Here is a 20,410-nt window from a genome sequence, read left to right as displayed (position 1 = left end):
GACAGGAACACAATGATGTCCACCGCCAGCAATGCCGACCTGCCGTCGTCCCCGCAACGCCATGCCGCCTGGCAGCCCTGGGCGGCCGCCGCCCTGATCGTGCTGCTGGGCGTTTTCGCCAGCCAGGCACAGACATGGAACGGCGGTCGCACGCTGGTGTTCGCCCTGACAACCGGCATCGCCCTGGGCGTGGTGCTGCAGCGCACGCGCTTTTGCTTTTACTGCCATGCGCGCGACTGGCTGCAGCGCGATGACCCGCGCGGCATTCTTGCGATCGCGCTGGCGCTGGCCGTGGGCCTGGTCGGCATGACCGTGGTGCAGGGCAGCTGGGTGGCCAATCCCCAGGCCGGGCAGCTGCCGCCCGAAATGCACATCGGCCCGGTCAGCTGGGTGCTGGTGCTGGCCGGCCTGGCGTTCGGCGCGGGCATGGCGATCTCGGGCTCGTGCATCAGCGCCCATTGGTATCGGTTGGCCGAAGGCTCCAGCGTTGCGCCGTTTGCCTTGCTGGGCACGGCACTGGGGTTCGCCATAGGATTTCATACCTGGAATCCGCTGTACAGCGTGGCAGTCGCCGATGCACCTGTGGTCTGGCTGCCGCAGCACCTGGGCTATGGCGGCGCGCTGGCCGTGCAATTGGGCGGCCTGGGTCTGTGGGCGGCGTGGATCTGGCAGCGCCATGTCAAACGCAACGCGCGCAAGCCGCGCGCCCCGGCCGCACCCGTGGCGCGCGATCTGCGCAGCCTCTGGCGGTCGCTGTGGACCGGCCGCTGGAACTATGCGCTGGGCGGTGCACTGATCGGGCTGATCAGCGTGTTCACCATCGTGCGCATGCGGCCGCTGGGCGTGACCGCCACCCTGGGCAGCCAGGTGCGCGGCGCGCTGCAGAGCCGGGGCTGGGTGCCCGAACGCCTCAACGGCCTGGACGGCTTTGCAGGCTGCGCCACGCTGCCCCAGGAAAGCTGGGCCACGCCCAATGCGCTGGTGCTCGTAGGCCTGCTGGGGGGCGCTTTCGTCGCCGCGCTCGCGAGCCGGCAATTCACGCCGCGCCGGCCCACGGGCGGCGACGCGCTGCGCGGGATTGCGGGCGGCACGCTGCTGGGCTGGGGCGCGATGACCGGGCTGGGCTGCACCATAGGCACCTTGCTGTCGGGCGGCATGGCCGGGGCGCTCAGCGCCTGGGTGTATGGCGCGGCCATGCTGGCGGCGCTGTGGCTGGCCTTCAGATTCCAGGCCTGGCAGGCGGCACGCGCCAGCGCCTGAGCGCTTTTACCGCGCCGGCGCGACGCGCCAGATGGTGTTGCCGACATCGTCGGCCACCAGCAGCGCGCCCTTGGCATCGAGGGCCACGCCCACGGGGCGGCCCCTGGCCTTGCCTTCGTCATTCAGGAAGCCGCCGAGAAACTGCACCGGCACCCCTGACGGGCGGCCCGACACAAACGGCACGAAGACCACGTTGTAGCCGACCAGTTCCTTGCGGTTCCACGACCCGTGCTGGCCAATGAACGCGCCGCTCGCATAAGGCGCTGGCATGCGCGCATCGGAGAACGCCAGACCAAGCGGGGCGACATGCGAGCCCAGGCCAAAGTCCGGTGCGACCGCCTTGGCCACCATCTCCGGATTCGCCGGCTTGACGCGGCTATCCACGTTCTGGCCCCAGTAGCTCCAGGGCCAGCCATAGAACGCGCCGTCCTTGACCGAAGTCAGGTAGTCGGGAACGAGGTCGTTGCCCAGTTCATCGCGCTCGTTGACCACCGTCCACAGCGCCTTTGACTCGGGCTCCCAGCCCAGGCCATTGGGGTTGCGCAGTCCGCTGGCGAACAATCGCTTGTTGCCGCTGGCCACATCGACTTCCCAGATTGCCGCACGGCCCTCTTCCGCGGCCATGCCGTTGTCGCCGATATTGCTGTTGGAACCCACGGTCGCGTACAGCTTGCTGCCATCGGCGCTGGCGAGGATGTTCTTGGTCCAGTGATGGTTGGCTCCCGCGGGCAGGTCGGTGACCTTGACCGGCGCCGCGGAGATGCTTGTCTGGCCGGTCTCGTACGGCACCTTGACGATGGCGTTGGCATTGGCGATGTAAAGCTGGTTGCCGACCAGCGCCATGCCGTAAGGCGACACCAGGTTCTGCAGGAAGATGCTGCGCGTTTCGGCCACGCCGTCACCATCGGTGTCGCGCAGCAGGGTTATACGGTTGGCGCTGGCCGGGCCGGCGCCCGCGCGCTTCATCACCATTCCCATGGCCTTGCCGCGCAGGCCATCGGCATGCACATTCTTCGTACCCGGCTCGGGCTCGGGCTTGTTGCTTTCGGCCACCAGCACATCGCCATTGGGCAGCACATGCACCCAGCGCGGATGGTCCAGGCCCGCGGCCAGCGCGGTGACCTTGAAGCCTTCGGGCGCCTGCGGCATCTGCCCTTCGCTCCAGCCTACGGCGGGCGCGATGTTGACGGTGGGCAGCAAACCCTTTTTGGCCGGCGCGGGCAGTTGCGGGTCTGACCCCAGCCCGGGGGCGGTAAGTGGCTGTGCCCAGGCGCCGGCGACGCCGCCGGCCAGGGCCAGCAGCGACAGCCAGCGCAGAGATTGGGAAGGGGTTGTCTTGTTCATGCGCAAAGTATGGGGGGACGCTTTTGCGTCCCCCTGTAGTCCGGCGCCGCAAGCTCCGGCAGGCACGGCCTGCGCCGCGCCTGCCCCTGCGCCGGTCAGGGCTGAACGTACGACTTGGTGCTGTAGAGCGTCGTATCTAGCTTGCGCAACACCGGCAGATTGCTGGACGCATCCTTGGGCTGCTTGTCGATGTAGGCCTGGAACACGTCGGCATCGAGCACGCCGATGTCGAGGCGGCGCGCGGCCGGCACGGCCGCCAGGGTCGTGTAGCCATCACCGCCGGTGGCATTGAAGCTCAGCACGAACAGCTTGTAGGTCTTGGCCATGTCGAGCAGGCCCCAAACGCCGGTCCTGGCATCGCGTACTTCGATGTTGGCCACGCGGCTGCCGCGCGCCAGCGTCGCGTTCACATCGAAGCGCAGGCCGCCGGTGTACGGGTAAGGGCCGGTGGTGCCGCCCGCGCCATAGACCGCCTGCATGCCGTCTTCGAGCATGCTCTTGACTTCCTGTCCGGTGACGTCAAGACGGAACAGCATGTTGCCGAAAGGCAGGACCTCGATCACGTTGGCGGCCGTCACATTGCCGTTCAACGGCACGCGCACGCCACCGCCGCTTTGCAGCGAGATGTCGGCACCGCCATAGCTCGCATTGGCGACTTCCAGATAGGCCTGGGCCACCAGTTGCTGGATGTCGCCGCCGCGCAGGCTCACATCGCCCTGGGCGTTGCAGGCCGCGCTCGAGCGGCTGTAGTCGGCGCTTCCAATCCCGCCCGGCACGCGTCGCGAGCAAAGCTCGGCGGGCACGGTCGCTACCAGGCTGCGGCTGAACACATCGACCTTGTCCTTGAACGGCTTGAGCGTGGCCGTGGCGGCGGCGCTGGGCGCGGTGACGCGCAGGAAACCGCTGGCGTTGACGTCGGCCAGGATGCTGGCCTTCTGCTCGGCGCTCGCGGGCTTGCCGGCCACGCTGAAGCTGTCGCCGATCAGCACATGCGGCGTGCCCGCGCAGCGCGTCACGTCGCCGTTGGCATCGAACGACACCTTGAGCTCGCCCACCACCTGGCTGTACTCCCAGGCCTGCACCAGACAGACCGGCTTGCCGTCCTTGTTGCTGAGCCGCGTGGGATAGGCGCCGGCCGGCGAGCCCACGCCATAGGTGGCGAGGCTTGCGGGGCCCAGCAAGGTGTGCGAGTCCGCGCCCACCACCACATCCACGCCGCTGAGCCTGGAAATCACGGCCTTGTCGTAGTCGTAGCCGATATGGCTCATGACCACGATCTTGTTGATGCCCTTGGCGCGCAGCGCATCGATCTCGCGCTGCGCGGCCAGGGTCTCGTCTTCAAACAGGGTGTCGGCGTCGGGGCTCGACGAGGCCTTGGTCTTGCCGGCGATGGTCAGGCCGACCACGCCTATCGACTGGCCGCTGCGCTGCAGCACCACCGATTTGTTGACATAGCCCGGCGCCTTGGCCGGCAGCAGTGCGGAGTTGGCGCCGAAATTGACGTTGGCGCTGAGCACCGGCGTCTTGCAGCTGCCCTTGTGCAGCAGGTCGATGAAGCCCTTGAGGCTGGTGTCGCCCTTGTCGAACTCGTGGTTGCCCAGCGTGAACGCGTCGAAGCAGACGGTGTTCATCATCGCTGCGTCGGCTTCTCCGCTGGCGCCCGCGCGGTTGAAGTAAAGCGTGCCGGTCTGGGCATCGCCCGCGTGCAGCTTGAGCACATTGGTCGACTGGGCCGCGAGCGCCTCGATCGCGGCCGTGACGCGCGGAAAACCGCCCGCCTCGGTGACCACGGCGCTGGCCGCACCCGCCGCGGTCTTGAGCTGCAGCGTCTTGCTCTTGCTGTCGAGATTGGAATGATGGTCGTTGATGTGCAGGATGGTCAGATCCATCGGTTGCGCGGCGACGCTGTCGCCGCCGCCATCACCCCCACCGCCGCAAGCGGTCAGCACGGCGGACACAATCAGGCTTAGGGAAAGAGCATAAGGAGTGCGTTTCAAGGACTGTCTTTCAGGATGCAAAGCGCAAATACTGTTCTGCGCCCGTGAAACCCTTATGACACTTTCCAGCCCGCCCGCTTGCCGGTATCAGCCGCCCATCCATGCCGGCAGCCAGCGCACCAGCGCCATGCCGATCAGCCCCTGGGCAACGACGCCGTGAAACATCAGCGCGGTGTTGTCGAGCGTGGCGCGCGCATTGGTGCGCAGCCGCCCGGCCCATGAGCGCGCGAGCACATAGCCGCCCATGACCAGCAGCACCAGCGCGTGAAAGCCCTGCCAGGCAAGCAGCGCGGCGACAGTCGCGCTCCAGGCGTCGGCGCGCGGCGCCAGGCCGTTTTGCAGATGGGTCAGCAGATCCAGCCCGATCGCGCCGCCGGCCGCGCCCATTGCCAGCACCACGGCCAGGCGCAGCCAGCCCTGGCGCTCGCGCCCCAGACAGCGCTGGGCCCAGACCATCAGCGCCGACGCGGCGAGCAGCAGGCCCGCAGGCCACAGCCCGCCCATGGGCAGGCTGGCGCCGGGCGGCGGGCAGACGTCCAGCGCCATCGACACATGGATATGCGCGAACGCAAACGAGGCAAAGATCGTGGCGTCCACGGCCAGCAGGATCAGCGTCGCCCACCATGAATGCGAGGCGCGGCCCGCAGCCACCGTGGGCACGCTCACGCCCGCGCCAATGGTGGCCGTGGCGCGCAATGGAGGCAGGTCGGAACCCCAGAGCCAGACCAGCATCGCGACCACCGAAATCAGGCCCGAGATGACGGCTGGCACAATCCAGTACACGGTCAGCAGCAGGAAGAAGCCGGCCGTGCCGGCGGCCGCAATGAACGGCGACCAGCCGTCGCCGGGCAGGCGCAGCAGATGGCGTATGCGCGCATCGACCGGACTCGTGACCAGCGTCTCGCGCCCGCCAAACACTGTGCCCGGCAGCCAATGCCGGCCCTGCTCCACTTCCTGGGCCAGCGTGGGACGCTGCCACAGCGGCGCGCGCGCTTCGATCTGCGGAATGCTGCGCACGCCATAGTCGCCCTGGGGCAGCCATTCGAGCGAATCCGCCTGCCACGGGTCGCCGTGTTCGCGTTCGGCACGCGCCAGCGTGCGCACCAGATCGACCAGGCACAGCAGCACGCCGGCGGCAAAGATGAACGCTCCCGCCGTGGACAACAGATTCCACAAGGTCCAGCCCAGGCCATCGGCATAGGTGTAGACGCGCCGCGGCATGCCCGCGAGGCCGGCAATGTGCATGGGAAAGAACGCCAGATTGAAGCCGCCGAACATCAGCGCGAAACTCCAGCGCGCGAGGCGTTCGGACAACCGGTGACCGTTGTAAAGCGGCGCCCAGTAATAAATGCCCGCAAACAAGGGAAACACCAGGCCGCCTATGAGCACGTAGTGCAGATGGGCGACGACGAAATAGCTGTCGTGCGCCTGCCAGTCGAACGGCAGCACCGCGAGCATCACGCCCGTGAGACCGCCGAGCACGAAGACGAAATGAAAGCCCAGCAGGAATAGCGCAGGCGCATGCATGCGCACCCGGCCTTTCCAGAACGTGGCGATCCAGGCGAACACCTGCACGCCGCTGGGAATGGCGACCGCAAAGCTGGCCACCGACGTCACATGCAGCGCCAGCGGCCCCAGGCCCGCGGTGAACATGTGGTGCATCCACAGCAGGAAGCTGATCGCGCCGACGGCCACCAGCGCCCAGACAATGGCGCGGTAGCCGACCAGCGGCGTGCCGGCCATCACCGGCACCATCATGGTCACCATGCCCGCGGCCGGCAGGAAGATGATGTAGACCTCGGGGTGGCCGAAGAACCAGAACAGGTGCTGCCACAGCAGCGGGTCGCCACCGCGCGCGGCAATGAAGAACGGCCAGTCGAACGCGCGCTCGAGTTCGAGCAGCAGCGTGCCGGCGATCAGCGCCGGGAACGCGAAGATCACCATCAGCGCCGCGACCAGCACCGCCCAGGCAAACAGCGGCATCTTCATCAGCGTCATGCCCGGCGCGCGCGTGAACAGGATGCCGATGATCAGCTCGATCGCGCCCGCAATCGCCGAGATCTCGATGAAGCCTATGCCCAGCAACCACCAGTCGGCGCCAATGCCCGGAGAGAACTCCTTGCTGGTCAGCGGCGGGTACATGAACCAGCCGCCATCGGGCGAGGCGCCGAAGAAGATGGTGATGAAGAACGCCAGGCCGCCGATCGCATAGGCCCAGAACGCATAGGCCGACAGCCGCGGAAAAGGCAGATCGCGCGCGCCCAGCATATTGGGCAGCAGCCACACCGCGACGGCCTCGACCACGGGAACGGCGAACAGGAACATCATCACCGAGCCGTGCATGGTGAACAGCTGGTTGTAGGTGCCGGCAGTGACCAGCGTGCTGCCCGGCAACGCCAGCTGCGCGCGCATGATGAGCGCCAGGATGCCCGCGAGCACGAAAAACACCAGCGCCGTGGCGAGGTAATAGACGCCGATCTGGCTGTTGTTCACGGCCGAAAGCCGGCGCCAGCCCCTGGGCGGCTCCCAGGCGCGCTGCAGCGCCGCCAGCTCATCCGCGGGACGCGGCAGCGCGTTGGGCAAGGCGTCGTTCATCGCAGCGCCCCCAGCCAGTCGCCCAGGGCTGCGAGCGTGGACGCGTCGAGTCGGTCATAGGAAGGCATGCGCGCTCCGGATTTGATCTGCTGGATATGTGTGAGCCAGCGCGCCCGGCCTTCGGGCGTGTTCTCCAGAATTCCGGCCCCCAGGTGCAGGCGGCTGCCGAAATGCGTGAGATCGGGGCCCAGCCGACCCTCTTCGCTGACTCCGCGCACGGTATGGCAGGCGTTGCAGCGATTGGCGAGAAAGGCGTCGCGGCCCTGCAGTTGGCGCGGCGTTGCCGGGGCCGACGCGGGGCTGGCCTGCGCCGCGAGCCAGCCGTCAAAGGCCTGGGCTTGCATGCCCACCACATGCAGCGCCATCTGCGCGTGCTGCGCGCCGCAGAACTCGGCGCACTGGCCGCGCCAGACGCCGGTCTCGGTGGGAGTGACGAGCAGATGCTGCATGCGTCCGGGCAGCATGTCCATCTTGCCCGCGAGCTGCGGCACCCAGAAGCTGTGGATCACGTCCGCGCTGGTCAGCGCGAAATACACCGGCCTGCCCACGGGAACACGTATCTCGTTGGCCGTGACCACATCGGCACCCGTCACGGGATCGCGGTAGCGCACTTCCCACCACCACATGTGCGCCTTGACCGTGACGATCAGCGCGCCCGCAGGCGGCACCGGTTTCCAGGCCGGCATGCGCGGCAGCACCCAGGCAAACAGCGCCGCCAGCACCAGCGCCGGAAACACCACGCCCCCGCCTATCACCCACAGCCCGGGACGCAACGCCGTCTTGCGCGCGCGCAGCGACCATGCCAGCAGCAGCATCACTCCCAGGAAAATCAGCAAGCCGCCACCGAACAGCACCCAGGTCACGGTCTCTATGGACTGGGCGGCGTCGCCGGCCGCGGGCAGCATGCCTGCGGGCTTCATTCGAGCGAAAAAAGAAAGGCCGCCATGGCCTGGGCATCGGCGGGCGAGACGCCCATGCTGGGCATGGCCGTGCCCGGCACCAGGGACTGCGGCGCAGCGATCCATTGCGCCAGCGTGTCGACCCGGTTGGGCAGCAGCCCCGCGATATAGCTGCGCTGGCTCCAGGCATCCAGCGGCTGCGACACCTGGCCGCGCGCCGCCGGCACATCGGGAATGCGGTGACAGGAACCGCACTGGTACTGCCCCATCAGCGCCTTGCCGCGTTCTATCGTGAGGCGATCCTGGGCCCGTGCATCACCGAACACGCAGGCGGCAAGCAACACCGGCAGCAGCGTAGGTGGAAAGGCATACTTGCGCTTCATTAGCGCATTCTGTCGCACAAATGAGGACAACTGACGCAAAATCACAGCAGATGATAAAAAACAAGCTGTTGCCAATCATTGCTGTCACAGCCACGGGAATCGGGCTTACAGCGGCCCTGGCTGCCGTAGCAGTGGTGTATTCGGGCGCCTACGACATCTCCGCCACGCGCCAGCATTGGCAGGCCACGCATTCCCTGCTGGAGATCGCCATGCGCCAGTCGGTGCGCCGGCAGGCCAAGTCCATTGAGGAGCCGGCGCTCGACGATGTGCAAATGGCGCGGCGCGGTGCCGGCAGCTACCAGGACAAATGCGTGCAATGCCATGGCGCGCCCGGCGTGGCGCAGTCCGATATAGGTCTGGGCATGCAGCCCCTGCCCGGCCCGTTGGTGGACGCCAGAAAGCATTGGCGCCCGCGCGAGCTCTACTGGGTGGTGCGCCACGGCATCAAGATGACCGGCATGCCGGCGTGGCAATATCGGCTCGCCGACGAGGAGATATGGGATCTCGTGGCATTCATGCAGCGGCTGCCGCAGCTCGATGCGGTGCAATATGCGCAGTGGGTGCGGACCGCGCCGCGCAGCGAACCCGCCCAGACGAGCTCGGTGCCCGCCTTTGCCGCCGATGCAGAGCGTGGCCGCCAGGCGCTGCACCAGTACGCCTGCAGTGCCTGCCACCGCATCCCTGGCGTCACCGGCTCGAGTGTGCATGTCGGCCCGCCGCTCCACGGCATGGGTCAGCGCACGCTGATCGCGGGCACGCTGCCCAATACGCCGCAGAACCTCGCGCGCTGGCTCACGCATACCCAGCACATCAAGCCGGGCACGGCCATGCCTCAATTGGGCGTCTCGGCGCGCGATGCGCAAGACATGGCCGCCTATCTCTCCGCGCTGCGCTGAAAGTGCAGCGCGCAAGAAAAAACGCCCTGAACTTGCGTTCAGGGCGTTTTCAATATTTGGGGTGGCTGATGGGGCTCGAACCCACGACAACAGGAATCACAATCCTGGACTCTACCAACTGAGCTACAGCCACCGTAGAAGCATCTATTGTAATCGCAAAAATGCCGCCTTATCGCGAGTTTGGCGATTTGGCGGCATTAATTCTCAAGGGCGGTCGACCTTCATCTGCACCTTGAAACGCGCCTTGAGCATTTCATAGTAGGCCGCGCCTTCGGCGCCCGCCCACCATTGGGCCAGTTGCTGCTTCTGTGCGGCCACGATCTGCGCATCCTGGGCAGGACGCTCGACCACGGCATTGACCTTGACCACGGCGTAGCCGAGGTTGCCCAGGTCCACACCTGTCCAGGCGGGCAAACCGTCCACGGAAGCGTGCAGCGCGGCATCGATGACATCGCGCGGCAGGTTCTGTGGCTGGTCGCGGCCTATCACCAGCGCTGCGCCCAGCGCGGCGCTGGCGGGCGTTTCCTTCCAGGCCTTGAGCTTGGCCTGGCCTTCTTCACGCGCCAGTTCCGCCGACTTCTGCGCCACGTACAGCGCCTGCACCTTGTCGGCGACTTCTTCGTAGGCCAGGGTGTGGGCCGGCGAATAGGCGGTGACGCGGCCGGCGGCCATGATGCCGGAGCCGATTTCAACGGCTTCGGTGTTGCGCTTGCTCTCCAGCGATTCGGAGGAGAACAGCGCCTCGAGGAAGCGCGGATTGGCCAGCGGGCCTAGCGCGCCCGGGGCGGGAACGCGGCTCACGCGCTCGGCCTTCTGCACGGTCAGCTTGAGCTTGTCGGCCACGCCCTGCAGGTTGTCCGACTGCTCGTACACGCCATTGGCGAACTGCTCGGCCACCTCGGCGTACTTGCGCTGGGCCTGCTGCTCCTTCAGGTCCTTCTCGAGGCGCGGACGCAGCTCGGCAAAGCTGGGCTGGGGCGGCGTCTTGATGTCGGTCAGCTGGATGATGTGGAAGCCGAAATCGCTTTCGACCACGTCGCTGATCTCGCCCTTCTTCAGCGCGTAGGCCGCGTCGGCAAAAGGCTTGACCATGTCGCCACGCGTGAAGAAGCCCAGATCGCCCCCGCTTTGCGCCGTGCCGCTGTCCTGCGACGACTGCTTGGCGACGGCGGCAAACGACTTCGGATCCTTGCGCACCTGTTCGAGCAGGGCCTGGGCCTGTTCACGCGCCTTGGTGCGGTCGGCGGCCGATGCATCCTTGGTGGCGTTGATCAGGATATGGCTCGCACGGCGCTCTTCCTGGCCGGCGAGACGCGCCAGGTTTTCCTGGTAGTAGGTGCGCAGGTCATCCTCGCTCAGCACCATCGAGGCCTGCACGCTGGCCGAATCAAGCACCACGTACTCGACGCTGGCCTGCTCGGCCTGCTGGAACTTGTCCGGATGGGCCTTGTAATAGGCCTGCAGCTCTTCGGGCGTGGGCTTGACCTTGGCCGCGAAATCGCTGGCCTTGAACTGCGCCACCTGGACTTCGCGGCGCTGGTACAGCGCGTCCATCGCCAGCTTGACCTGGGAATCCGTCACGAACGAGGAGTTGATCGCCGAACCCATCACCTGGCTCAGCGACAGGTTGCTGCGCAGATTGGCTTCGAAGCCTTCGGGCGTCATGCCCTGTGCGCCGACCAGCGCGCGATAGGCTTCGGCATCGAGCGTGCCGTCGGCACGCTTGAGCGCGGCGATCGCCGGGATCTGCTGCAGGCTGCGCACCAGCTGGGCATCGCTGGCCACGAGATGCATCTTCTGCGCCGCGGCCACCAGCACGCGGTCACGCACCATGCGCTCGAGCGTCGCATAGCGCGCCTGGGGCGAGTCCAGCAGCTTGGTATCCATTTCGGGATTCGCCGCACGCAGTTGATCGCTCTCCATGCGGTGGGCGTTGTCCCAGTCCGACTGCTTGATATCGTGACCATCCACCCGAGCCACCGTCGGACTGGATTCCGAGAAATAGTTCTGGTCGATGCCAACGAAGATGAACGAGGGAATGATCAGCAAGAACAACAAGATCATCACGAACTTGGAGTGCTTGCGGATGGCTTCAAACATAGTCGATCTTTCTGTGGAAGCAATAAAAAAGGCGAACCGATGTTCGCCTTTGTAAGGTGTGCGCAGCCAAAGGAACCTGACTGAGGAAGGCAAGGGACTGACCCCATCCATCCATCAACGACAAAGCCTGCCAACGACCCACGCACCCTTGGTGAAGGAAACTGCGCAGATTCTACCTGTTACGCCTGAAGGCCCACGCAGCCAGAAGTGCCAACGCAGCAGGCGGGCAAAGAAAAAGGGCCTGGATTGCTCCAGGCCCTTGATTTCATCTGCAATGGGTGGTGGGTGCTGACGGGATCGAACCGCCGACCTACTCCGTGTAAAGGAGCCGCTCTACCGACTGAGCTAAGCACCCCCTTGCAACTGCTTGTCAGTTCAACGCATCTTTCAATGCCTTGCCCGGACGGAATTTCGGCACCTTGGCGGCCTTGATTTCGATCGTGGCGCCAGTGCGTGGGTTGCGGCCGGTACGTGTGGAACGCTCACCCACGGTGAAAGTTCCAAAACCGACGAGCGATACTGTACCACCCTTTTTGAGGGTTTTCTTCACTGCCTCGATCGTCGATTCCAGTGCGCGCGCGGCGGCGGCCTTGGAGATGTCGGCATTGTTTGCAATGTGCTCAATCAGTTCGGTCTTATTCACAAGAAGCCTCTCGAGAAATGGTGGATGGAATGTCGCTGCTGTGCGGAGACTGTGCAGTTCGAAAACTGTATCTTCCGACCAGCCCGCAATCACCGGAGGTGGATGCGCTTAGTGCCATGCCATCGACCTTCCAAGTGTCAATGTTATCCGCTGCAATCCCAGCGGCTGCAGCGATTCTAGCTGCAATTGCCCTGCTGCCCAGCGTCGGCGGGCGATTTTGTGGCGCGCGGCCGCTAGAGGCTTCACGGATTGACAACCCGGGCTGGCGCGCGCCGGCCGCGGCCCGGTCACCTGTCCACGCGGGCGCGGATCTCGGGCAGGGCCTTTTGCAGGTAATACACCATGGACCAGACCGTGAGCACGGCCGCGATCCAGATCAGCACATGGCCCCAGACGCCGGTGTCCATCACGCCGAACAGCATGCCGTCATAGAGCAGGAAGGGAATGGCCACCATCTGCGCCGTGGTCTTGAGCTTGCCCAGCATGTGCACCGCCACGCTCTTGCTGGCCCCGATCTGCGCCATCCATTCGCGCAGCGCCGAAATGGCGATTTCGCGGCCGATGATGATCAGCGCCACGAACACATCGGCGCGCTGCAGATGCACCAGCACCAGCAGCGAAGCGCAGACCAGGAACTTGTCGGCCACGGGATCGAGAAAGGCGCCGAACGAGGAAGTCTGGTTGAGCTTGCGCGCCAGATAGCCATCGAGCCAGTCGGTCGCGGCAAACACGATGAACATCAGCGTTGCAATGAGATTCTGCAGCGCCGGCTCCATAGGGGTGTAGAACACTCCCACGATCAAAGGTATCGCGACGAAGCGCGTACAGGTCATCAAGGTGGGGATGGTCAGAAACATGCTGCAATTGTGTCATGCGGCGAAGACCTTTACGCACAGCATCGCGCCCGGGCTCAATGCAATGCGCGATAGATGGTGTCCGCCAGTTCGCGCGAAATGCCTTCGACCTTCATCAGGTCTTCGACGCTGGCATCGGCCACGCCGCGCACGCCGCCGAAGCGCTGCAGCAGGCGCGCGCGCTTCTTAGGTCCCACGCCGGCAATTTCCTCGAGCTGACCGCCGCCAATGCGCACCTTGGCGCGCGCCGCGCGCATGCCCGTGATGGCGAAACGATGGGCTTCGTCGCGGATCTGCGCGACCAGCATCAGCGCCGCCGAGTCCTTGCCCAGATAGACTTTTTCGCGGCCGTCGGCAAACACCAGCTCTTCCAGCCCGACCTTGCGCTTGTCGCCCTTCTCCACGCCGACAATGCGCGCCAGATCGAGGCCCAGCGCCTCGAACACTTCGCGCGCCATGCTCACCTGGCCCACGCCGCCGTCGACCAGCACCAGGTCGGGCAGGCGCGCCTGGCCCGCCGTGGGCTCGGCGCCGCCGGCCTCGCGCTGGGCTTCTGCGACGCGGCTGTAGCGGCGCAGCAGCACCTGGCGCATGGCCGCATAGTCGTCGCCGCCCGTGATGCCTTCGATGTTGAAGCGCCGGTATTCGCTGCCCTGCATCTTGTGGTGGTGGAACACCACGCACGAGGCCTTGGTCGCCTCGCCCGAAGTGTGCGAGATATCGAAGCATTCGATGGTCAGGTTGTCGAGGTCGTGCGTGGGCAGATCGAGGGCTTCGGCCAGCGCGCGCGTGCGCGCCTGCTGCGAGCCTTCCTCGGCCAGCAGCCGCGCGAGCTGCAGCTCGGCATTGCGCTGCGCCATGTCGAGCCAGGCGCGGCGCTCATCGCGCGGCTGGTGCAGGGCGCTCACGCGCACGCCGCTCGATTCGGACAGCGCCTTGACCAGCGCCTTGTCGACCGCATGGCTCAGCACCAGTATGGGAGGCACGGGCACGCTGGTGTAATGCTGGGCCAGAAAAGCTTCGAGCACCATCACTTCGACGGGCTGCTGCGGCGCGGCATCGCCTTGCGCCTCGCCTTCGCTCTCGGCGTCATGCACGGCCGCGGCGTCGCCCAGCTGCGAGGGGAAATACGGCCGGTCGCCCAGGTGGCGGCCACCGCGCACCATGGCCAGGTTGACGCAGGCGCGCCCGCCCTGCACGCGCACCGCGAGAATGTCGACGTCCTTGTCCGACGTGGTCTCTATCGACTGCTGGTGCAGCACGCGCGCCAGCGCCGTCATCTGGTTGCGCACTTCGGCCGCCTGCTCGAACTCCAGCGCTTCGGCATGCACCAGCATGCGCGCTTCGAGCTGCTGCAGCAGGGCCTGGGTCTCGCCGCGCAGCATGGCTTCGGCATTGCGCACGTCAATCGCATAGGCCTCGGGCGAGATCAGGTCCACGCAGGGGCCGGTGCAGCGCTTGATCTGATAGAGCAGACAGGGGCGCGAACGATTGGCGAACACCGTGTCCTCGCAGGTGCGCAGGCGGAACACCTTCTGCAGCAGCTGTATGGTTTCCTTGACCGCCCAGGCGCTGGGGTACGGCCCGAAATAGCGGTTGCGCTTGTCCACGCTGCCGCGGTAATAGGCCATGCGCGCAAAGCGCTGGCCGGGCTGCGGCCCTTCGCCGTCGTGCCCGGCGACACCCGAGATCATCAGATAGGGGTAGCTCTTGTCGTCGCGAAACAGGATGTTGTACTTGGGATGCTGGGTCTTGATCAGGTTGTTTTCAAGCAGCAGCGCCTCGGCCTCGGAGCGCACCACGGTGGTCTCGAGGCGCGCGATCTTGCTGATCATGTGACCTATGCGCGTGCCGCCATGGCTCTTCTGGAAATAATTGGCCACGCGGCGCTTTAGATTGCGCGCCTTGCCCACGTAGAGCAGCCCGCCCGCGGCATCGAAGTAGCGGTACACGCCCGGCAGGGAAGGCAGGGCTGCGACCTGGGCCAGCAGTTCATCGGAATGCATTTCAGACATGCCTCTATTGTGGCGGGCCTGGTGCGCGCTTTCAGCCGCGCTGCCGAAAGCGGTACGATCGGCGCCCCCTGCCCTCGTTTTGAAGCCTCCCCATGCCGCTGAACCGCTCCCTCCGCTGGGACATCTTTTGCCAGGTGATAGACAACTTCGGCGATGTCGGCGTCTGCTGGCGCGCGGCCGCCGAACTCGCCGCGCGCGGCCAGCAGGTGCGGCTGTTTCTCGACGACGCCAGTGCGCTGGGCTGGATGGCGCCCGCGCCCCACCCCGCGGGCCTGAGCGTTCACCCCTGGCCCGACCGGCAAGCCCTGGTGCCCGCGGACGGCGTGGGCGATGTGGTGATCGAGGCATTTGGCTGCACCCTGCCCGAGCCTTTGCTCCAGGCGATTGCCCGGCGCCAGGCCGCGCAACCACCAGGCGCCGCCCAGAGTCCGGTCTGGATCAACCTCGAATACCTGAGCGCCGAGTCCTATGTGGAACGCTGCCACCGCCTGCCTTCGCTGCTGATGAGCGGTGCGGCCGCAGGCCTGACACGCTGGTTCTTCTATCCGGGATTCACGCCGCGCACCGGCGGCCTGCTGCGCGAAGCAGCGCTCGCTGAACGCCAGGCGGCGTTCGATCGCCAGGCCTGGCGCGCGGCGCGCGGCATAGACGAAGCCACGCGACTTGTGTCCCTGTTCTGCTACGAGCCGCCGGCCTTGCCGGTGCTGCTCGAACAGCTCGCGGCCGGCGATGCGCCCAGCCATCTGCTGGTCACGCCGGGGCGCGCCACCGACGCCGTGCGCGCCGCGCTGGCGCCGCAATCCGCCCTGCCCTGCACCTGGCTCGCGCCCTGCGCCCAGCCGCAATTCGACGAAATGCTCTGGGCCTGCGACCTGAACCTGGTGCGCGGCGAAGACTCGCTGGTGCGCGCGCTGTGGGCCGGCCAGGCCTTTGTCTGGCAGATCTATCCGCAGCACGACAACGCCCACCACGCCAAGCTCGATGCATTTCTCGACTGGCTAGAAGCCCCACCGTCGCTGCGGCTGTTCCACCATGCCTGGAATGGCATGGCCAGCCCCGACAGCCTGCCGCTGCTGACCGCGCAAATGCTGGGTGAATGGCGCGATTGCGTGCGTGCCGCGGGCGCATGCCAACGGGCCCGCAGCGATCTCGTCAGCCAACTGCAGCAGTTTGTGGCAGAAAAAAGCTAAAATCTCTGTTTTTACGCGCACGTGCTCAGCAGGCTGCGCCCTTATTTCCCCCCGCCGCGGAACATGTTTCAATGCAGCAGCCCCTAGGGCGGTGCAGCTGGACGCGTTGAGCGGCACAACCCCAGCAATCTAGCTATGAAAATCGCACAAGAAATCCGCGCCGGCAACGTGATCATGCACGGCAAGGACCCCATGATCGTCCTGAAGACCGAATACGCCCGTGGCGGCCGCGGTGCAGCCACCGTGCGCATGAAGCTCAAGGCCCTGCTGGGCAACATGGGCACAGAAAACGTGTTCAAGGCCGACGACAAGATCGACAACGTGATCCTGGACAAGAAGGAGTGCACCTACTCCTACTTCGCCGATCCCATGTATGTCTGCATGGACGAAGAGTTCAACCAGTACGAAGTCGAAGCCGAAAACATGGGCGACGCCCTGAACTACCTCGAAGACGGCATGACCGTCGAAGTGGTGTTCTATGACGGCAAGGCCATCTCGGTCGAACTGCCCACCAGCGTCGTGCGCGAAATCACCTGGACCGAACCCGCAGTCAAGGGCGACACATCGGGCAAGGTGCTCAAGCCTGCCAAGATCGCCACCGGCTACGAAGTGGCCGTGCCGTTGTTCGTTGCCCAGGGCGACAAGATCGAAATCGACACCCGCACCGGCGAATACCGCAAGCGCGTGTAAGTCATGGCTGCCGCAAGGCTGCAATGCAAAAAAGGCTTCTGCGGAAGCCTTTTTTTTCGCCTTCCGTTTGCTTCAATGGCGCGCCGGCAGCACTTCGGCCAGGTACTTGACCATGGACGCAATCCTGGCGGACACCGCCGAGTGCCGGTAATACACCGCCTGGACCGGACGGTCGACCGGCACGGTGGCGTCCGCCAGCACCTCCACCAGCCGCCCTTCCTCGCGATCGGCCGCGGTCATGAAGTCCGCCAGGCACACGATGCCCATGCCGTTCAAGGCCAGCTGGCGCAGCGTTTCGCCGCTGGAAGACGCCAGCGTCGGCTCGATCTGCATCTGTTTGCCATCGTGCTGCCGCACGGGCCACAGGTTGAGTATGTCGTTCTGTGCGAAGCCCAGCCGCTCATGCTGAGCGAGCTCCCTGGGCGTATGCGGGCAGCCGTGCCTGCTGAGGTAGGCCGGGCTCGCGAGCAGGCGCAGCCGCGACTGCCCGAGCAGCCGGCTGTGCAGCGTTGAATCCTTGAGCGCGCCTATGCGGATCGCCAGGTCCACGCGACGCTCGAGCAGGTCGATGAAGCCTTCATTGCTGGTCAGCGTGAGCTCCACATCGGGATGGCGCTCACGGTAGCCTGGCATCAGCGGCACCAGCACATGCAGCATGTAGGGCGTGGCCGCATCGATGCGCAGCGGGCCCGCGAGGCGCTCGCGCCGCTGCATCAATCCATCCTCGGCGACATGCACGGCTTCGAGGATGGCGCGCGCGTCGCGCGCAAAGCCATGGCCTTCGTCGGTCACGTCCAGACGCCGCGTGGTGCGGCGCAGCAAGGTGGTCTCCACCTTGTCTTCGAGCCGCGCAAGCAACCGGCTGGTGGTGGAAATTGGCTGCCCCAGATGCTCGGCCGCGGAGGTCAGCGAGCCGGTGTCCACGACCGCGAGAAACACCGTCAATTCTTCCAAAGTGAAGCGCATATTCTCAAAAATCGCAAAAGTGTTTTGGTGATTAAACACTTTTTCGGGAAAGACCACGCATTCACAATGCGCAATACAGTAAAAACCCTGAGCCGCAGGCCCGTCTTCCATGCACGCATCATCCACTCCCTCCACTCTCGCCGCGCCGTCAGGCAGTGGCCGCAGCGCCACCCTTCCATTGCTGGCGCTGGCCGTAGGCGCCTTCGGCATAGGCACGACCGAGTTCGGCCCCATGGGCATGCTGCCCACGATGGCCGAGGGGTTGCAGGTGTCGGTGCCCTCGGCCGGGCTGCTGGTGTCGGCCTATGCGCTGGGGGTGATGATTGGCGCGCCCATCATGACGCTGCTGCTTGCGCGCTGGTCGCCGCGCAAGGCGCTGATACTGCTGATGGCGATCTTCACCATCGGCAATATCCTTTCCGCGCTGGCCCCAGGCTATGCAAGCCTCATGGTGGCGCGCGTGATCACCAGCCTCAACCACGGCGCGTTCTTCGGCATCGGCTCGGTGGTTGCCGCGAGCCTGGTGGCGCGCGAGAAGCAGGCCAGCGCGGTGGCGTTCATGTTCACCGGCCTGACGGTCGCCAACATCGGCGGCGTGCCCGCGGCCACCTGGATCAGCGACGCTTTCGGCTGGCGCCAGTCGTTTGCCGGCATAGGCGCGCTCGGCCTGCTGGCCATGGCCACGCTGCTGTTCGCCCTGCCCCAGGGCGGCGGCGGACAGCGCCTGGACCTGCGCGCCGAATGGCAGGTGCTGACGCGCCCGGCCGTGCTCCAGGGCCTGCTGACCACGGTGCTGGGCTCGGCGGCGATGTTCACGCTCTACACCTATATCAATCCCGCGCTCAAGACCTTCACGGACGCATCGCCGGCGTTCATCACGGGCATGCTGGCGCTCACCGGCGTGGGCTTCACCATTGGCAACGCGATCGGCGGCAGGTTTGCCGACCGCTCGATAGAGAAGACCATCATCGGCTTCCTGGCCCTGGTCACGGTGAGCATGCTGGCCTTCCCCTGGCTGGCCACGAGCCCGCTGGGCGCAGCGGCCTGCGTGTTTGTCTGGGCCATAGGCGCGTTCGCGCTGGTGCCGCCGGTGCAGATGCGCGTGATGCGCGCGGCCGTGGAAGCGCCGGGGCTGGCTTCGTCGATCAACATCGGCGCCTTCAACCTGGGCAACGCCATAGGCGCGGCGGCCGGCGCCGCGGTGCTCAGCCTCGGCGGCGGATACACCGCCGTGGCCGTGGCGGGCGCGGGCTTTTCCATCCTCGCGCTGCTGCTGGTGCTGCGTACGCTGCGCGCCACGCAGCGGCTGGCCGCGCAGGCGCGCTGCGCTGCCAGCGCCTGCTGAAACCGCTGCGGCGCCCGGTCTGTCATCAGCCTGACGCGCGCGCCGCGGACACTTCGAGGCTTCTTGAAGAAATGGAGCCCGTACGTGAACCACCTGAGCACCCGCCACACGCTGGCCGCCCTCATTGCCTCTCTTGCCGTCAGCGCCTGCGGCGGCGACGAGCGCGAACCGCAGATCCGCGCCCTGCGACTGCTCGGTTCAGCGTCGCTGCCCACGGGCACGCTGTACGACGGCGTGGAGTTCGGCGGAATCTCCGGCCTGGACCTGGCGGCCGATGGCAGCTACTGGGCAATTTCGGATGACCGCGGCGGCGAGCGCGGCACGCCACGCTTCTACAACCTGAGCCTGGACTACGAGAGCGGCAAGCCCGTCGAGGTGAAGATCAACCGCCAGCTGCACATGCTGCGACCCGACGGCGCGAAGTTCCCGGCCTCGGCCAGGACCGTCGACCCCGAATCGATACGCCGCGCGCCCAATGGCAACCTGTACTGGTCGTCGGAAGGCAACTGGAGCAGCGACGCGGCGCAGCTGCACCAGCCTTTCCTGCGCGAGATGACCACGGACGGCAAGTTCGTGCGCGAGTTCTCCGTGCCCGCGATGTATCTGTACCGCGACAACGCCACGACCGGCGCGCGCAACAACAAGGTGTTCGAGGCGCTCACGGTCGCGGCCGACGACGGCACGGTCTACATCGCCAATGAAGACGCGCTGGCCCAGGACGGCCCGCTGACCACCGTTGCCGCCGGCAGCGTGGTGCGCGTGACGGCAATGGACAGCGCTTCGGGCAACGCCAAGACGCAATACGCCTACCGCCTGCCCCCCATTCCCGTCGACGCGCCCCCGGGCGCGGCGTTTGGCCCGGACAACGGCCTCTCGGAGATGCTGTCCATAGGCAAGAACCGCTTCATTGCCGTGGAGCGGGCGTTTGCACTGGGCGTGGGCAACACCATCCGGCTGATCGAGACCGAGATCACGGCCAGCACCACCAACGTGCTTTCCGTGCCGTCACTGACCGGCGCCAGCTACACGGCCATGGGCCGCAAGCTGCTGCTGGAAATGCCCATCACCTACCAGGGCGTCAAGCTCGACAACATCGAGTCCATCACCTGGGGCCGGACGCTGGCCAACGGCAACCGCACGCTGGTGCTCGCCGCCGACAACAACTTCACGGCCCAGACCCAGGCCAATCAGTTCATCGTGCTGGAAGTGATCAGCGACTAGTGTGAATGTCTC

At 66.1% G+C, this 20,410-nt stretch carries 16 protein-coding genes and 2 tRNA genes; 6 read left to right on the top strand and 12 right to left on the bottom strand.

What is annotated here, in order from left to right; genetic code table 11:
- Positions 1 to 15 precede the first annotated feature (15 nt).
- Positions 16 to 1,260, top strand: a complete 1,245-nt coding sequence (locus ACSVDO_RS08610; RefSeq protein ID WP_489595898.1) for a YeeE/YedE family protein — start codon at positions 16 to 18, stop codon at positions 1,258 to 1,260.
- A gap of 6 nt (positions 1,261 to 1,266) precedes the next feature.
- On the opposite strand, the gene ACSVDO_RS08605 is transcribed toward ACSVDO_RS08610, so the two are convergent.
- The 5 genes from ACSVDO_RS08605 to ACSVDO_RS08585 form a co-directional block, all read right to left on the bottom strand.
- Positions 1,267 to 2,604: a PQQ-dependent sugar dehydrogenase gene (locus ACSVDO_RS08605; RefSeq protein ID WP_489595896.1), complete on the bottom strand. Its 1,338-nt coding sequence runs from the start codon at positions 2,602 to 2,604 to the stop codon at positions 1,267 to 1,269.
- 95 nt (positions 2,605 to 2,699) lie between these two features.
- A complete protein-coding gene (locus ACSVDO_RS08600) occupies positions 2,700 to 4,601 on the bottom strand; it encodes a bifunctional metallophosphatase/5'-nucleotidase (protein ID WP_489595894.1) in 1,902 nt (633 codons plus the stop codon).
- 87 nt (positions 4,602 to 4,688) lie between these two features.
- A complete protein-coding gene (ctaD, locus tag ACSVDO_RS08595; RefSeq protein ID WP_489595892.1) occupies positions 4,689 to 7,196 on the bottom strand; it encodes a cytochrome c oxidase subunit I in 2,508 nt (835 codons plus the stop codon).
- Positions 7,193 to 8,116, bottom strand: a complete 924-nt coding sequence (locus ACSVDO_RS08590) for a cytochrome c oxidase subunit II (RefSeq protein WP_489595890.1) — start codon at positions 8,114 to 8,116, stop codon at positions 7,193 to 7,195. Before ACSVDO_RS08590 ends, ctaD begins: the two co-directional genes overlap by 4 nt.
- A complete protein-coding gene (locus tag ACSVDO_RS08585) occupies positions 8,113 to 8,478 on the bottom strand; it encodes a c-type cytochrome (RefSeq protein ID WP_489595888.1) in 366 nt (121 codons plus the stop codon). Before ACSVDO_RS08585 ends, ACSVDO_RS08590 begins: the two co-directional genes overlap by 4 nt.
- Positions 8,479 to 8,546: 68 nt before the next feature.
- Here ACSVDO_RS08585 and ACSVDO_RS08580 point away from each other — a divergent pair, with 68 nt between their 5' ends.
- A complete protein-coding gene (locus ACSVDO_RS08580) occupies positions 8,547 to 9,374 on the top strand; it encodes a c-type cytochrome (protein ID WP_489595886.1) in 828 nt (275 codons plus the stop codon).
- Between the two features lie 57 nt (positions 9,375 to 9,431).
- Here the strand turns inward: ACSVDO_RS08580 and ACSVDO_RS08575 are convergent.
- From ACSVDO_RS08575 to uvrC, 6 genes are all read right to left on the bottom strand, one after another.
- Positions 9,432 to 9,507, bottom strand: a tRNA-His gene (locus ACSVDO_RS08575).
- 71 nt (positions 9,508 to 9,578) lie between these two features.
- A complete protein-coding gene (locus ACSVDO_RS08570) occupies positions 9,579 to 11,474 on the bottom strand; it encodes a SurA N-terminal domain-containing protein (protein ID WP_489595884.1) in 1,896 nt (631 codons plus the stop codon).
- 279 nt (positions 11,475 to 11,753) lie between these two features.
- Positions 11,754 to 11,829: transfer RNA gene (locus tag ACSVDO_RS08565), tRNA-Val, on the bottom strand.
- Between the two features lie 15 nt (positions 11,830 to 11,844).
- Complete coding sequence (locus ACSVDO_RS08560; RefSeq protein WP_235033837.1) at positions 11,845 to 12,117, bottom strand: HU family DNA-binding protein; 273 nt, start codon at positions 12,115 to 12,117, stop codon at positions 11,845 to 11,847.
- A gap of 287 nt (positions 12,118 to 12,404) precedes the next feature.
- Complete coding sequence (gene pgsA, locus ACSVDO_RS08555; RefSeq protein ID WP_332538422.1) at positions 12,405 to 12,974, bottom strand: CDP-diacylglycerol--glycerol-3-phosphate 3-phosphatidyltransferase; 570 nt, start codon at positions 12,972 to 12,974, stop codon at positions 12,405 to 12,407.
- A 53-nt stretch (positions 12,975 to 13,027) separates the two neighbouring features.
- A complete protein-coding gene (gene uvrC, locus ACSVDO_RS08550) occupies positions 13,028 to 14,986 on the bottom strand; it encodes an excinuclease ABC subunit UvrC (protein ID WP_489595882.1) in 1,959 nt (652 codons plus the stop codon).
- Between the two features lie 92 nt (positions 14,987 to 15,078).
- On the opposite strand from uvrC, the gene earP reads away from it, so the two are divergent.
- Both earP and efp read left to right on the top strand, forming a co-directional pair.
- Positions 15,079 to 16,176, top strand: coding sequence for an elongation factor P maturation arginine rhamnosyltransferase EarP (gene earP / locus ACSVDO_RS08545; protein WP_489595881.1), 1,098 nt, complete (start codon positions 15,079 to 15,081; stop codon positions 16,174 to 16,176).
- A 135-nt stretch (positions 16,177 to 16,311) separates the two neighbouring features.
- Positions 16,312 to 16,866, top strand: a complete 555-nt coding sequence (gene efp / locus ACSVDO_RS08540) for an elongation factor P (protein ID WP_489595879.1) — start codon at positions 16,312 to 16,314, stop codon at positions 16,864 to 16,866.
- A 72-nt stretch (positions 16,867 to 16,938) separates the two neighbouring features.
- On the opposite strand, the gene ACSVDO_RS08535 is transcribed toward efp, so the two are convergent.
- Positions 16,939 to 17,832, bottom strand: a complete 894-nt coding sequence (locus tag ACSVDO_RS08535) for a LysR substrate-binding domain-containing protein (RefSeq protein ID WP_489595877.1) — start codon at positions 17,830 to 17,832, stop codon at positions 16,939 to 16,941.
- Between the two features lie 109 nt (positions 17,833 to 17,941).
- Here ACSVDO_RS08535 and ACSVDO_RS08530 point away from each other — a divergent pair, with 109 nt between their 5' ends.
- A complete protein-coding gene (locus ACSVDO_RS08530; protein ID WP_489595875.1) occupies positions 17,942 to 19,177 on the top strand; it encodes an MFS transporter in 1,236 nt (411 codons plus the stop codon).
- An 84-nt stretch (positions 19,178 to 19,261) separates the two neighbouring features.
- Positions 19,262 to 20,398: an esterase-like activity of phytase family protein gene (locus tag ACSVDO_RS08525; protein WP_489595874.1), complete on the top strand. Its 1,137-nt coding sequence runs from the start codon at positions 19,262 to 19,264 to the stop codon at positions 20,396 to 20,398.
- Positions 20,399 to 20,410 lie beyond the last annotated feature (12 nt).

The organism is Comamonas sp. DB36, assembly GCF_057914905.1.
Note: the sequence above shows the minus strand (reverse complement) of the source record. Positions and strands in the feature narration are given on the sequence as shown.